The sequence below is a fragment of the Bacillus sp. Leaf49 genome (assembly GCF_001426125.1).
Classification (GTDB): domain Bacteria; phylum Bacillota; class Bacilli; order Bacillales; family Bacillaceae; genus Bacillus; species Bacillus altitudinis.
The window spans coordinates 51,267-67,584 of record NZ_LMRK01000007.1; the positions used below are offsets into that span (position 1 = coordinate 51,267).

3 protein-coding genes are annotated in these 16,318 nt (G+C 45.5%); all 3 read right to left on the minus strand.

The genetic code is table 11. From position 1 onward, the window contains the following. Positions 1-2: 2 nt before the first annotated feature. Positions 3-10,145: a non-ribosomal peptide synthetase gene (locus tag ASG46_RS05680; RefSeq protein WP_056703593.1), complete on the minus strand. Its 10,143-nt coding sequence runs from the start codon at positions 10,143-10,145 to the stop codon at positions 3-5. A 62-nt stretch (positions 10,146-10,207) separates the two neighbouring features. Further along, positions 10,208-14,041: a non-ribosomal peptide synthetase gene (locus ASG46_RS05685; protein ID WP_056703596.1), complete on the minus strand. Its 3,834-nt coding sequence runs from the start codon at positions 14,039-14,041 to the stop codon at positions 10,208-10,210. Positions 14,042-14,085: 44 nt separating this feature from the next. Further along, positions 14,086-16,318, minus strand: a 2,233-nt coding sequence (locus ASG46_RS05690; protein ID WP_156376649.1) for a condensation domain-containing protein, incomplete at its 5' end; no start/stop codon positions are given.

Sequence of the window (16,318 nt, forward strand, 5' to 3'; positions counted from 1 at the left end):
TCCTACATCCAATCCAAAATCTGAATCTTGCTTTCTTCCGACCAAACGCCGACATCCCCTGTCGGATAAAGGTATTCGCCTGTTTGATGTTTGAATGGATGCGGAATTTTATGCGCCTCCATCCAATCGGCTAGCTCTCCAAAAAGTGCTTTGATCTCTTTTGCGCCGATAAAAATATCTCCAGGAAATCCAACCGGCATGAGCTGATGTTCTTCATTCAGGACATATATTTCCGTTTCATAGGTAGAATCATGTACGCCTGCATATATTTCTTCTTGGTCTGGGTATAGCACGCTGACATGTGCGTTTTTCGCCCAATCACTGATCATCCGCTCTTTTTCCTCATTTGTCACAATTGTGAAGGAAGATAGCGCCGTATCCACTTGTTCTGTCATGGCTTCAAGTGTGTGAATCAGCTGCTGCATCAGCGTTTGTATTTGCTTTTCTGTATATTGATTTAAGTTGTATGTGATCCGAAGCTCCAGCGTATCTCCCGGCACTGCGACAAGGGTTAAGTCATAATTTGTTTCTTCATGACTGGCGATGTCTAAAATGCGTACGCCATACGGCTCAATGGACTCAATCGGATAGTTTTCAAACACGACAATGCTGTGAAACAATGCCTCTCCATTTGGAATTTCCGTCATCTGCTGAATATCTGGCAGTACGGTATACTCGTATTCTCTCATCTGAAAAACGGTTTCCTGTGTATGGGCGAGCAATCGTGCAATCGTCCAGTCCGAATGGATCGGTAAACGAAGCGGCAATGTGTTAATAAAGAGCCCTGTCATGCTTTCCACTTCTGGTAAGTCGGCTGGCCGGCCAGATACGGTCACCCCAAATATGACATCCTCTGCGCCCGAATGAAGGTGCAAGAGCAGTCCCCACGCTGATTGAATCAGTGTGCTCATCGTGACCTTCTGCTTGCCAGTCATCTTCTCCAGCTTCTGCTGCATCTCTGGCGTCAATTTGACGCTGGACTGCGCCATGCTTACTTCTTGGTCTAAAGCATGTTTTTCGCCGTCTCCTGGAAGCGGTGTCGCTTCCTCTACGCCTGACATATAACGCTGCCAGAATTCTTGCGCCTTCTCTTGATCCTGCTTTTGCAGCCATTCGATAAAATCTTTATATGGACGGACTGTAGAAAGACTGATCTCTCGGTCGTCCACAAGAGAGCGATACAGCGCAAAGGATTCCTGAATAAAACTGAACAAACTCCAGCCATCGATTAAAATGTGATGAAAACTAAAGACAAACGTGCATCTTTCCTCATCACAACGGAATAAAGCAATCCGAATTAGCGGTTCATCTATATGGTCTAAATGGAAATCCTTTGAACGATCAGATATTAAAAAGTGTTCGATTGTCTCTTCTTGCTTCGCATCACTCAGGTGGCGCACATCGTGCTGAGTGAGATGGATGCTTCCTTCTGATTGAATGAACTGAACAGGCTCCTTCAGCCCTTCCCAAGCGAATTTTGTTCTCAAAATCGAATGACGTTCTACAAGAAGATTCCAAGCTTGTTCATAGGCATCGCCGTTTGTTAAGCCTTGGAGCGTCATATGCACCTGACCAAAATAAGCTTGTGAGTCTTGATCTAGCAGTGCATGAAACAGCATTCCTTGCTGCATTGGAGACAGCGGATACACATCGACTACATTGTCTGGAAGTTCATCTATTTGCTTTTGCGTGAGCTGAACCATCGGAAAATCAGATGGTGTAAAGCCGCCGCTCGTTTCAACACAATGCGTCAAGATGATCTCCATTTTTTCTTTAAAACGTTCAGGTAACAACCGCACCTCTTGATCTTGTAGCAGTTCACGATTGATCATAAAGTTCATCTGCAACTGACCATCTGTCACATATCCATACACATCGATCAAATGCTGTCTTTCTGCTTTCGGATCGTGAACATGTCCATTTCGCTCGTCTGCTATATACAGCTTGGCTTCGCCATCTGCCTGATCTAACTGACCGAGGTAATTAAAGCTCATCTGCGGCGTTACCGTTTTGAGTAAACGAGATTCTGTCATGTATTGAAGCAAACCGTAGCCGATTCCCTTTTGCGGCACAGCTCGTAAGGTTTCTTTGACGTCTTTGATTTGTCTTGCAACATCGGTTTGTATAAAAGGAATAAAAATAGGATAAGAGCTTGTAAACCAGCCGACTGTCCGTGACAAATCCATCTGTTCAAATAAATCCTCGCGTCCGTGCCCTTCTAAGGTAATGAGCATTGGCTTTCCAATGGCTTGCGTGAGTCCTGCTAACAGTAAATCGTTAATCTCTGTTCGGTATGCTTGTGAGGCCTGTCTAAGTAACCTATCTGTTTGTTCCTTTGTGAGCTGAACCGACAGGATCTCTGCATGTTCTTCTATATTAGAAAGCGCAGGCAGTTGGAAAGGAGAACCTTCTTCCTCTTGATCCTTGATTTTTTGCCAAAAAGAGGCCTGCGCTTGTAATTGATCGGTTTGTGCATATTCATATAAGGCATCTGCCCACTGCTTATAGGAGGCGGTTTTTTTCGCAAATAGGATGTCCTGCCCCGTAGCAAGCTGTTTCAATCCATTTAGTACATCTTCTTGTATCATGCGCCATGATATGCCATCCATGACGAGATGGTGTGCAGCAATAAAGAGCTCAGACGTGTCTTTACCTGTATGGAAAAGAATCGCTTTGATCACTTCTCCTCGCTCTAATGACAATGTTCCTTGACAGGCACTTGTCTCCAAGCGGATTTGTTCCCGTGCTTCCTCCTGAGATACATCCGTCACATCAAAGAATGTGACACAAGGTGTGATGCCAGGCTCACGAATGGTTTGAATCCATGTGCCATCTGCCTCTTTTGTATATATAGCTCTCAGCATATCGTGATGATCGACCAGTTTTGAAAGAACCTGTGTTAACTGTTCATGTGGAACAGATCGCTTCATTTCAATATGCGCCGAGAGATTCCAATAATCTTGATTGGTCATCGATTGCTCAAAGAACCAAGATTGAATCGGGAGAAGACGAACCTCTCCTGTCACAGGTGATTGATCATAGACCGTAGAGACCTCTGACTTTCTCATCGCTTGTGCGAGTTGTGAGATGGTCTGTTTTTCAAATACATCTCTCGGCTGGATGACGTAGCCTTCCTGTGCTAAGCGTGCCACCATTTGTATGACAATAATGGAATCTCCGCCAAGCTCAAAGTAGTTATCATGGACGCCAATAGAAGGAACGCCTAGCAGCTGAGACCACACTTTTTCTAACACACGTTCTTCCTCAGTAGCTGCTTTGTCAATGGCTGTTTCTACTTCTTCTTGTCTCCACTCTGGCGGTGGAAGACGCTTTTGGTCTACCTTGCCATTTGGCGTGAGCGGTAATTCATCCAGCTCTATTAATAGGCTTGGCACCATATAATCTGGCAGAATGTCTTTTAAGTTATGGCGAATGTCTTGCGTGGTCATGCCGCCTTTTTGGACAAAATAACCGATCAATCGCTTATGACCACTCTCGTGCTGATGCGGGATAACGGCACATTCTGTGATGTCATCAAATGTCAGCATAGCGGCTTCAATTTCTCCGCATTCCACGCGGTGTCCACGAATTTTCACTTGATGATCGATTCTTCCAAGACAGTCAATGATGCCATTTGACAGCCAGCGGCCCATATCGCCTGTTTTATATAAACGCGCTCCTTCTTGGAAAGGATGCGGGATAAATGATGATGCTGTTTTTTCTTCATCTCCAAGGTAACCAAGTGCTAGCCCTGTGCCGCCAACATAAATTTCGCCGATGACGCCTTGCGGAACTGGCTGCATTTGGTCATCTAATACATAAGCTTGTGAATAAGCAATAGGCTGTCCAATCGGGACCGTCGCCTGATCTTCTTCTAGTGCTCGAATGTGATGCACACAGGAGAACGTCGTATTCTCTGTTGGTCCATATCCATTTAAAAGCCCTTCAGGCAAATACGGTAGTGCTTTTCGGATATGAGCGGCTGATAAGGCATCTCCGCCGACCAATAATGCATGAAGTCCAGATAAAGCTTCTGGATGCTCTTCTGTTAAACGGTTGAACAGCGGCACAGTCAAGAACCCTGTTGTAATCTGATGAGTTTTTAGTGCTTCCGCTAATGTATCCATTGATAAAATGGTATTTCGATCCGTCAGTATGAGCCTTCCCCCGTTTAAAAGGGCTCCCCATATTTCATACGTAAATGCATCAAAAGAGAAGCTAGCGATTTGTAAAATGCGCGTTTGTTCATCAAGGGTGACATAGTCTGTTTCACACACAAGCCGGACGACCGCTTGATGCGGGATCAGTACTCCTTTTGGCTGTCCAGTTGACCCCGATGTGTAATTGATATAAGCAAGTCCATCAGGTCTTAGTGCAGCGGGCATGACCTCTGCTTCTGGTAAAAATTCTTCATACCCTTGATCAAGACAAATAAGTTCCGTTTGATGGATGGATACTTTTTTCAGCCATTCATTTTTTGTCAGTAAAAGCTGAATCCCTGTATCTCTCAGCATATAGTCAATGCGGGCATCTGGATATTCAGGATCAATTGGCACATAAGCCCCGCCTGCTTTCACAATGGCCAGCACCCCAAGAATCATTTCAGGCGATCTGTCGATGAGCAGTCCAACTGGTTCATGCGGCGTCACGCCTCGCTGCTGCAAATAGGCTGCTAGACGATCGACTTTCTCATGTAACTCTTGGTACGTCCACTCATCTCCTTGAAACTCAAGCGCCACTGCATGAGGTGTCTTTTTCACTTGCGCTTCAAATCGTTCCGTCATGAGTAGCGGACCTTTTGGTTGATCAGTCTTTCCGCTCCATTCATAGAGCAATTGATGCTTTTCTTTCTCTGGCAGGAAATTCACTTGTCTGATCGGCTGCGCTGGATTTTCACAAATTCCTTCAAGCAGGTGCTCGTAGTATGCAAGGAATCGCTCCATCGTGTCATCAGAAAATAAATCCGCATGATACTCAAGTTTTAACTGAAGCCCTTCAGCTCCTTCAAACACAAACAGGGAGAGATCAAATTTCGCTGTATCATTATCTTCAATGGCTAAAACCGACGTCGCCTCCCCCATTGGAGATGCTTCAAGCGGTAAGTTTTGCAGAACAAACATGACCTGAAACAGCGGCTGCTTACTGGCATCACGGACAATATTCAATTCATCGACCACCATCTCAAACGGCACATCCTGATGTGCATAAGCACCGACGGTTGTCTCCTTCACTCGCTCTAATAATTCCGTAAAGGCTGGATTCCCGCTATGGTCGATCCGAAGCGCCAATGTATTCACGAAAAATCCGATTAAATGCTCCATTTCCGTTCGATTTCTCCCAGCAATGACCGAGCCAATGACAAACTCGTCCTGTGAAGACAATCGATGTAATAGCGTAGAGAAAGCCGACAGCAAGATCATATACAGTGTGCTGTCTGTTTTCTTAGATAGCGCCTCAATCTTTTTAGACAGTGACTTCGACAGTTGATATGTTTTCGTCTTCCCTTCGTAGGATTGAACGGCCGGCCGCGGATGATCATATGGCAATACCAAATCTTCAACAGGTGCCGCAAATTGCTCCTTCCAATAGGCAAGCTGCTTATCTAGTGGCTCTCCTGTCAAATACTCCTTCTGCCACAGTGCGTAATCCGCATATTGAATAGGCAGTGCCGGCAAGTGAGGCTCCCGCCCTTCGATCGCCGCTGTATACCACTCGGATAATTCTCTTGCAACAATGCCGATCGACCAGCCATCTGACACGATGTGGTGAATGGACATCAGCAAGATATGCTCTGCGGGTGAAAGTCGAATCAGCTTCACTCGAAAGAGCGCTTCGTGTTCTAATTGAAAAGGTGTGGATGCCTCTTCTTTCGCCCATTCAGCCGCTTTTTGTTCTTTCTCTTCCTGTGACGCTATGCCTGAAAGGTCCATCACCTCAAGCTCTGGAAGGGCCATCTGTTCATGAATGACCTGTACCGGTTCATCCCCGCTCATCGTAAAGGACGTTCTGAGCGATTCATGTCTTTCCACCATATGATGCAGACTTTCCTGAAGCACCTTGATATCTAAAGGCCCATTCATCCGAAACGAAATCGTATTATTGTATAATGGCAAATCCGGCTCTAATTGATAGAGGAACCACTGTCTTTGCTGGGCATAAGACATCGGAATTTCCTGACCCTTTTCCATTTTTCTCATCGGAATCACTTCATCTGCTTTGGCATTTGAATCGATCCAATCCGCTAATTCTCCGAGTCTCGTATGTTCAAACAACACAGCAAGCGGCACGTCAAACCCTGTTTTTTGTCTAACCGCAGACAGCATTTGCGTCGCTTTCAGCGAATGGCCTCCTAGTAAAAAGAAATGATCGCCGCAGTTGACATCTGAGACACCGAGCAGCTCTGACCAAATGTGTGCGAGCAGTTTCTCCGTTTCTGTGTGAGGTGCTCTGTTGTCTGCATCCATTCCGCTTTCCTCTATTAATTCATGAAAATATGCCTCGTCTGGCGATCCATCTTCTGTTTCTTTCCAATATTCCTCAGGAAACAAATGCACGGCATATTCGCCAGATAGACGGGACTGTAAACACGTATGAATCGATTGATAAAGCCGCTCTTCCACCGCCTTTGTTTGATCAGTTTTGAAAAAGACGTAAAAGGTCTGCTCTGTTTGCATCTCCGCATCCGCATGGACCATCTCGTGAATCTCTTTCTTCGATCGATCCAATCCCGTATAAATGAGCGGAGCATCTGTCATCAGACATGCGAGCATCGTTTGGAAGCCTGCCTGCTTTGAAATTGGGAGATAACCTCTTTCTTTTAACATGCCTTTTATCATGGAGCCTTCACTCATGCCAATCTCGTCCCACATGCTGAAACTAAAGCAATATGGCTTCACTGTAGATGTCAGCTTCTGATAATGAGCAAACTGTTCCACGAACTCATTGGCAGCGCAATAGGCGCCGACAGTCATACCGCCCTTTAGCGTTCGGGCTGACGAGCTTGAAAGAAATAAAACATTCCTGCGTTTGGAGGCAGCTTCATGAAGCGCAATCGTTCCATATACCTTCGCTTCGTACATGTCATTCAGAGACACAGATGTCATATCAGCAAGCAGTTCTTCTTGAATAATACCTGCGAAATGAATGATGCCATCCAGCCTTCGATTTCCGGCGACCTCATGTCTAGAGATGATCGCTTCTACCTCTTTTTCAGCCGTGATGTCTGCTTTCTCATAAAGAACCTTGCCGCCACGCCATTTTGCCTGCTTTTCTAGCAAAGACAATGTCTCTTGCTGGTCACTAGAAAGTGCCTCTCTCTCTTTCCTTCCAAGCAACACGAGATGTGCTTGATAAGATGTCAGTAGGTGTTCACTGACTAAACGTCCAATTCCGCCTAGCCCGCCTGTTATGACATAAAGCCCAGATGATTCAAATGGCGGCTCTTTCCTTTTCTGTTCCTTTTCCAAATGAAGAGGTGCTAAAAAGGGAATATAACGAACACCTTGACGATAAGCAGCAACATGACGATCTTGGTCATGTGTGAGTTCTGCCATTATCGCCATTGCATGGGAATGACTAGATACCGATTCTGCTAGAGAAAAATCAAGACATTGCACCTTGATAAACGGCCATTCATGCTGAATTGCTGTCATCAGTCCTACTGTCGTTGCTTTTTCTACATCGTGGATATGATCCCCCGGCACATTCATCGCATGGGCTGAGACAAAAGTGATGGCCACCTGCTCCTCATAGACGGAAATGGCTTTTGTTAAAAATAATGCACTCATGCTGCCCGTTTTCTGCGCTTGTTTTGCCTTGGACACATAAAGCTTGTCTTCTTGGTTTGTATAGTTCCAAAGGTGAATGATGTGTTTCACCGAAACGCCATACGAACGGAGCGTCTCAAAGAGTTGTTCGTAGTCAGACGGCCGATTCGGGTGGATGATGAAGTGAGTGTGTGTGAGTTGTTTGAACGCTTGACCCGGTTCAACCGTAATGTATGTTTGTTCACTGTTTGCAAAAGATTTCAATTGATCTGCCAGTCCTAATGGATCTGCAAAGATCACAACGTCCCCTATGATCTGCTTGTCAGCTGCATCAAGTGGAGCAGGTATCCACTTCTTTTGATAACTCCAATCAGGCAAGGTATGTTCATTTTCAAGTCTCATGTCCATTTCCATGATCATTTCATCAAATTCGCCTTCTTGCCATCTTGTCTTGAGCTGTGCCCTTTCTATTTTTCCAGAGCTTGTTTTGGGAAATGCATGCTTCTGGACAGGAATGATTCGAGATGCAGACAAGCCCATTTTTGTTGCAATATGGGATTTAATGTGCTGACTTGCCCTCATAATATAAGCCGGCTCATACAGCTTCGGTGTAAAAAAGAGAATCAGTTCATCGGATGCAGAAGCCTCCATTCGGACAGAACAAGCAGCCACAAAGCTCGTTTCTACTCCCGGTACTTCCTCTGCTATGGCTTCAATTTCATAGTTGTGATAGTTTTTCCCGTTGATGATAATCATGTCTTTTTCTCTACCGGTTAGTGTCAGCCTTCCTTCGTGCAGGAAACCTAAATCACCCGTGTGAAACCAGCCATCCGCTTGAAATACTTCTTGATTCGCTTCGTCATTCCGGTAATAGCCCTTCATGGTGGTTGGACCTTTTATTTGCACACGGCCAATATGATCTTCTGGAAGAAGCTCATGCTGATGATTGACGATGCGTATCGTGATACCTGGAATCGGTTTGCCCAACTCTGTAAAGCTGACGGTTCCTGCCTCACGTGCTTCTGCTGGTCTTAGCTGCTCTGTCAGCGACGTTTCCTCAAAGGTCAGAACCCCGCTGTTTTCATCTCCACGCTCAATCGCAAAGGAAAACACAACCGCTGATGAGATTTCAGACATGCCGAAAGCCGGTCTGATCACATCTCCCTTTAAGCCGTGCGGAGCAAGCAGGTGTAGAAATCGGTGGATGGTTTTTGGCACGACCGCCTCTGCCCCATTGATCATGCAGGTCATCGCCGACAGATCCCAAGATCCTGATGAAATCTCTTTCTCATAATCATTGATCATCGCAAATGCAAAGTTAGGTGCCCACGTCTTCGTTGCACGGTAGCGGTCCATCCAGTCAAGCCACCGCAGCGGCTGAGCGATAAAGTCATCTGTTCTTGCCCGAATCTGCTCGCAGCCTGTGTACACATTGACAAGGTGGAACATCACGATGCCACCAATATGATCTAAAGGCATCCAGTCTAACGAGACATCCTCTTGTGTAAATTGATTTGCTGCCACTGTTCCTTTGACGTTCGCCAGCACACTTCTATGGGAATGCTCTACACACTTTGGCATCCCTGTACTTCCAGACGTTAAGATAAAGAAGACGGAATCATCTGGCGCGGCAGGGTGAGCGGCTGTATCTCTTTCTAATGTCAGCATCGGCTCAACTGCTGCGACACGTAATTGGTCTGTATGCCACAGGAAGGCTAACCCTTGCACCTCCTCGATCAGTGAGTCATCTGTTAGGATGAGCGGATGCTCGAGCAGCTTCCATGCATGATGAAGCTTCTTCACTGCAGCATTCATCTCCCGATAGGTTGGGGCAGCCGACACAAGCGTTGGAACAAATCCGCCTAATACACATGCCCAAAAGGCAGTGACCATGGCATGATTCGATGAGAATTGAAAGAAAACAGGATCTCCTGCCTTCAGCCCCAGTGCCCTTAAACCAGTCAGAACCCTCTCGGCGTCCCCTTGTAACTGCGCATAAGATTGTGTGAGTTCGTTCTTGCTATTCACGATATACGTAAGCCCATTTGTCGTTTTTGCAGCCTCTGTTAAGACTTCCTGTAAGGTCTGTGCGCCTTGTGTGACGTCGAGATCCCCTCCATAGGAAAGAGCGGGCGGCATATCGGCCAAAGCAGGTACAGCCGTTTGCGTCTGTATCGCTTCCGTTGCGGCCTCCTGCTCAATGTGCTTGTCGAGAAATAAATGAGAGAGGTGATACGGCCGCGGTCGAATGGTTTTTTCACGTGAAAAAACAGCGAAGCGTTCGATTTCGTTGGTTTGTAAAATGGTTGTCTTTACATATTGTAAAATCGCATCCATTGATTCATGTCTACTCGTTTGGTTAATGGTTGATGGTTTCATATGAGTTCCTTTCCTTTTTTGTTAGGCAGGACTGCAAGGCTGCATCCTGCCTAATCTAAAGTTTACAAGACTCGTTCTCTATTTGTTTGATTGACAATATGTTTGATCAGCTTTGCATTTTGAACTGCACATTCTTTCTGTTTGAACATATCAGCATGCCGGCCATAGCCTTGGTATTGGGTAAAAGATCCGGCCGTTGCCTGTGTCCACTCTTCCATCCAGTCCGGGATCGCTATTTGTTCTTCAGATTGGATGAACGTAATATCTGCCTTTATTTTGCCTTGATTCACCCCCTTAACAAACGTTTCATAGTAGGCGCGCGTCTTTTGGGCAAGCGCTTCTTGAACGATCTCCCCTTGAGCAAGTTCGCTTTGTTTCGTTTGATGAACAATCGCTTCAATATCATCATCAATGGATCGTCCTTCTAAATCACTTTCTCCAATTTTCTTATAGGAATCGATCATGATGACCTTCTCGACTGTCCGCCCTACTTGTTCAAGCGCTTGAACAAGCTCAAAGGCGAGGTAACATCCGCCTGAGTACCCCATCAACGTCAGCGGCCCTTTTGGCTGAAGGTGCTGAATATGCTGAACGTACTGCGCCATTCGGTTATTCGTTTCAATAAAATCAAAGGCGACTAGCCGAACATCATCAAGCGTTTTTGCTGCTTCCTGATAGATAAAGCCGTAGCCTGGTAATGGCGGAAGAGCAAAGACTGTTGATGTTTGAGATTCATTGAATACAAGATAGCCAGCGGTTTCCCCGTCCTGATGCTGAATATAATGACTAAGCGCTTCAATCGTCGGGGTCTCAAACAACAAATGGATCGGCACCTGAACCTCAAACTCTTTTGATACTTTGGACAAAAGAGACATCGCTTTTAAAGAATGTCCGCCAAGCTCAAAGAAATGGTCATCTGTGCTAATATCCTCTCGTTCAAGTACTTCCCGCCACATCACCAACAGCTTTTGTTCCACTTCATTTGCGGGCAGTTTCACACGGCGGTTTCCTTGCGGTGCCTCTGGTTTTGGTAGCTGGCGTTTATCAACCTTCCCGTTTGGCGTAAGTGGGAGGTTCTCCAGTTCAATCAGCTCATGAGGCAGCATATAAGCTGGAAGACGCTCTTTCAGCCTTGATTTGATGTCATCGAGTTTGCCTTTCCATGCATCATCACACGTGATGTAGGCAAGCAGCCTTGTATGATTGGTTTCATCATGATCCGCTAGGAGTACAGCTTGTTTTACACCTGGGTGCATGAGAAGGTTGGCTTCAATTTCTGTCAGTTCAATACGGTGTCCTCGAATTTTTACCTGATCATCAACTCTGCCTGCATACTCAATCAGACCGTCTTCTCGAAAGTAAGCTAAATCCCCTGTACGATACAGGCGCTCACCCGAAGCGAAAGGATGAGGAATAAACACTTGTTTTGTCAGATCAGGACGATTCAAATACCCTTTTGCCAGTCCTTTGCCGCTCAGACAAAGCTCTCCAACCATTCCAATCGGCTGAAGCTGCCTGTGCTCACTTAATATATAAGCGCCCGTCTGGTTGAGCGGCTTCCCAATTGGAATAGAATGTGCCTCTAAAGGGATCGCTTCATCTATCGGATAATACGTGGCAAAAACCGTTGATTCGGTTGGTCCGTATACATTCAACAATCTGCCTTTTCCCATCACATCAAAGGCTTTTCTCACATGCTGAACCGATGCCCTCTCTCCCCCAAACAGTACCTTACGCACACCGCGCATCCAGTCTGTTCCTTCATCAACGAGAAGATGGAATAAAGCGGTTGGAACAAACATGACAGAAATATGCTCTCCTTTTATCAGCTCAGTGAGCTTCCCCATATCTAAAATGGTTTCTTTTTGCGGCAGGACAAGCTTTGCTCCGTTTAAAAGCGCACCATATACATCAAATGTAAAGCCATCAAATACGCTATTTGATAACGACAGCAATGTATCTGTTTCTAAAATAGTTAAGTAATTCGTATTTTTGACCACCCGGGCAATATTGGAATGGGTCGTCATGATGCCTTTTGGCTGTCCGGTTGTTCCTGATGTATACATGATGTATGCCGTATCATCTAAACCTGCTTCAAGTGGCAGATTCTCTGAGCTCATCAGTAAAATTTCTTGATCATCTGCAAAAAGATACGTGCCATCAAATGCGAGTGACCTCGTCTGACTGATAAAGGATGAATGAGTCAGAAGATGCGTCGCTCCACTGTCTTTCAACATATATTGGATACGGCTTTCTGGATAATCTGGATCAATCGGCACATAGGTGGCACCTGCTTTTAAGACAGCGAGTAAGCTGACAATGAGTTCAGGTGTCCGTTCTGCTAAAATGGCGGTCACCGTTTGATGATTGACCCCATTTTTTTGTAAATGCCTTGCCAGTCGATTGGCTTGTTCGTTCAGCTCCGCATATGTCATCGTGTGATCACCTGCTGATAATGCCACTGCATTCGGCTGTTTTCGAACATTATGTTCAAACCACTTTGTCAAATAAAGCTGATCATGCTCCAGCTCAGGTGCATTCCATTCCTCTAACATTCGCTGCTTTTCCTGCTTAGTCACAAGTGTCAGTGTATGAACTGACTGATCTGGATGTTTGATGGTCCCTCTGATCAAAAGGGTCAGCTGATCCTTTAATTTATGGACAAATGCAAGATCAAATGCACGCTGATTAAAGGCCAGCTTCAGCTGCAATTGTTCCCCAGGTGATGCAAGTAAATTGAGATCATAGTTCGATTTTTCATAGACATTCATGTCTTCTACTGTAAAGCCAAGCAGTGACTCCTGCTCGTCTTTCTTTGCAGCAGGGACATTCTCAAACACCACAATATGATCAATGAGCTGCTGCTGACCTGCCTTAGCCTGAATATCATAAATCGGGATATATTGGTGCGGTTCAGCCGCTAAAGACTGCTGCTGCGTCTCTGATAATAGAGAACGGAACGTCATATGGTCTGTCAGCTGAATTCGTCTTGGAATGACATTGATGAACAATCCCACCATCCGGTCCACACCAGCCAAATCTGCCGGACGTCCTGACACAACCGTTCCAAACAACACATCGTTTGAGCGCTGATACCTGCTGAGTAAGATAGACCAAACCGATTGAAGCGCACTACTTAACGTGGCATTCTGCTGCAAGGCTAACTCTGATAAAGCAGCTGTTTCTTCTTTACTCATAGCCCATTCGATTTCGCCTAATTCATGCTCATTTGTTTGCTTTCGCTGTTCTTTAAAAGTCGATTGCCCCTCAAAGCCAGCCAAAGATTGCGTCCAATATTCAAGTGAGGCTTGTTTATCTTGTTTTTCCAGCCATTGAATATATTCTTTATATGGCTTGACTGGCTCCAGCCTGTAAGGGATGTCATGCAAAAGTGCATGATAAATCGCAAACAATTCCTGTACAACTAGGCCAAAACACCAGCCATCTAGAAGGATATGGTGATAGCTCCATATCCAGCGATAGCTTGAAGGACCCGTTTGAAAAACAGAGGCCCGCATGAGCAGATCCTTCGAGAGATCAAATCCTCTCAGCTGATCCTTTTGTTTAAAACGATCGATACGTTCAAGCTGTTCACTTTCAGAAAGATCCTGTATGTCCACAACATCAAGCTGGAAAGGTCGATTCTTTAATACAACTTGGACAGGACGCTTCACTTTTTCGTGGAGGAACACGGTACGAAAAATATCGTACCGTTCCACGATGATATTCATGCTTTTCTCAAGCAGATCAGACCGAAGTGTCCCCTTCACGTTCATATCCATTTGTTCTACATAAAAGCCTTTTTCTTGATGATGGAGGGTATGAAACAGCATTCCTTCTTGCATCGGTGACAGATAGTACATATCTTGAACTTGATCCCTTTTAAATTGACTCATCTATTTCATTCCTCCTTTCCTTTTTCATGACTGATCTAGTGGTGTTAGGTCAATTTCTCCTCGAGCATGTCAAAGATATCGTCCATTTCATCCATTTCAAGGTCTGCAGCCGAGAAGTCACTTGGCGTAAATTCTCGCTCTTGATGCGCTAAGCAATGAGTGATGATGGATCTGATTTTCTCCTTCAACAATGCGATGAACTGCTGTATCGTTTGTTCTTCATATTCACTTGCACAATATGAGCACGACAGAATGAATTGATTGTGCTGAACAAGACCGCTGAGGTTCAGCTTATAAACAGCTTCTGATTCAGAGCTTGCTTGACGGCCCATATCATAGGTTGAGGGCCCAAAGAGTTCTGTCGTCACTTCCTGATCAATCTGCCCGAGATAGTTCAAGCTGATTTCAGGCTGCACGTGTTTGACTGACGGTTCGGTTGGTGTCATGTATCTTAAAATACCGTAACCAATCCCTTTATTCGGTACACGCCGCAGCATCTCTTTCGTTCCTTTGATAGCGTCTGCAATGGTCTGATTCGGTTTCGCTTCAAGAACGACTGGATACATGCTCGTAAACCAGCCAACTGTGCGGGATATATCTAATCCTGATAAAATATCCTCTCTTCCATGACCTTCAAGCTGTACATGTACATGAGATTGTCCTGTCCATTCCTGAACGGCCAGCCCGAGCGCACATAGAAGAATATCATTCATTTCTGTTGTGTACGGAAGATGGATATTCGTTAACAGATGCTCGGTTTCTGCTTCTGTCAGCTGCATTTTGACCGCTTTCGTATCCGCGACTTTTCTTTCTTTTACTTCATGGTCAACAGGTAAAGTCGTAAACGGTCTATTTTCAATCGCTGCCCAATACTCCTTCTGGTTTTTTAGCAGCTGTGACTGCGCGTATCGTTCAACCGCTTCTGCCCATTCTTTGAAAGAGTGCGTTTTTGGCGGCAGAACCATCGTTTCTCCTTTTTCTGCCTGATGATAAAGAGACATAAAGTCTTCTAGTAAAATCCGGCAAGAAACGCCGTCAATCACAAGATGATGTGTGATGATGAGTAAGTGATCACCGTTTTCTGTATGGAAACAAATCACTTTCATCAATGGACCTTTTTCAAGATTCAGTTGACGCTGATACTCATTGGCGTATGTGGAAATCGCCTGTTTCACATCTTGCGCTTTTGAAACATCACAAGAAATAATTGAAAATGGTTCTGTCAGCTCCCGCTGGTTGTATTGCAGAATGTCATCACGCTCCTGTCTGAACACCATGCGCAGTGCATCATGATGTGAGAGTAGTCTTTGCAGAACTTGTTCTGTGACAGCCAAGTCAAACCCTTTTGGTGCATGAAGCATCATTGAGAGATTCCAGTGGTGCTGGCTGCTGAAGTTCCGTTCAAAGAACCAGCGCTGAATTGGTGTTAAAATAACCTCTCCTTCCACAGGTGATTGATCAGCTGTGAGAAGGTCCGCTTCTTCGATATATGGGCGAAGCTCCGCAATCGTTGGATATTGGAAAAGCAGCTTCATATCGAGCTTCCAGCCCTCTTGCGTGAGTCTGCTTGCCATTTGGATGCCTTTAATCGAATCTCCGCCAAGGAAGAAGAAATGGTCGTGAATACCGACTTGGCTGACGCCAAGCACATCTTCCCAAATGCCGCAAAGTAGTGCTTCCACTTCATCTCTTGGCGCTTCGTATGCTGTTTGATTCGCTTCCACATCAGGTGCTGGCAGTGCTTTGAGATCCACTTTGCCATTTGCCGTCATCGGCAGTTGGTCTAGCTTAATGATCCATGATGGCACCATATATTCAGGTAAGGTGCGCTTTAGGCTTTCTTTCAAAGTGCCCGTTTCTTTATCTGTGATGGCGTAAACGACAAGAGCGTCTTGATCACTTGCGTCTTTGACCGTTGTCACGACGGCTTCTTGGACTGAATCCAGCGCAAGGAGCTGTGCTTCGATTTCTGATAGCTCAATCCGGAATCCACGGATGTTCACTTGATGGTCTTTTCTGCCGAGATAGATCAGCTCGCCATCCTCTGTCCACTTCACCAAATCACCTGTACGGTACATGCGCTCTCCTGGATAAAACGGATCTGGGACAAACCGTTTGTCCGTTTCCTCTGGGAGATTCCAGTAACCTCTTGCCAGTCCTTTCCCCGCAATCACGAGCTCACCCGGTACGCCTTGCGGCGAGAGGTCATATAACGAACCCATAATGTAAAAACGAGTATTGGCAATCGCTGTTCCGATAGGAAGCGTGCCTTGATCT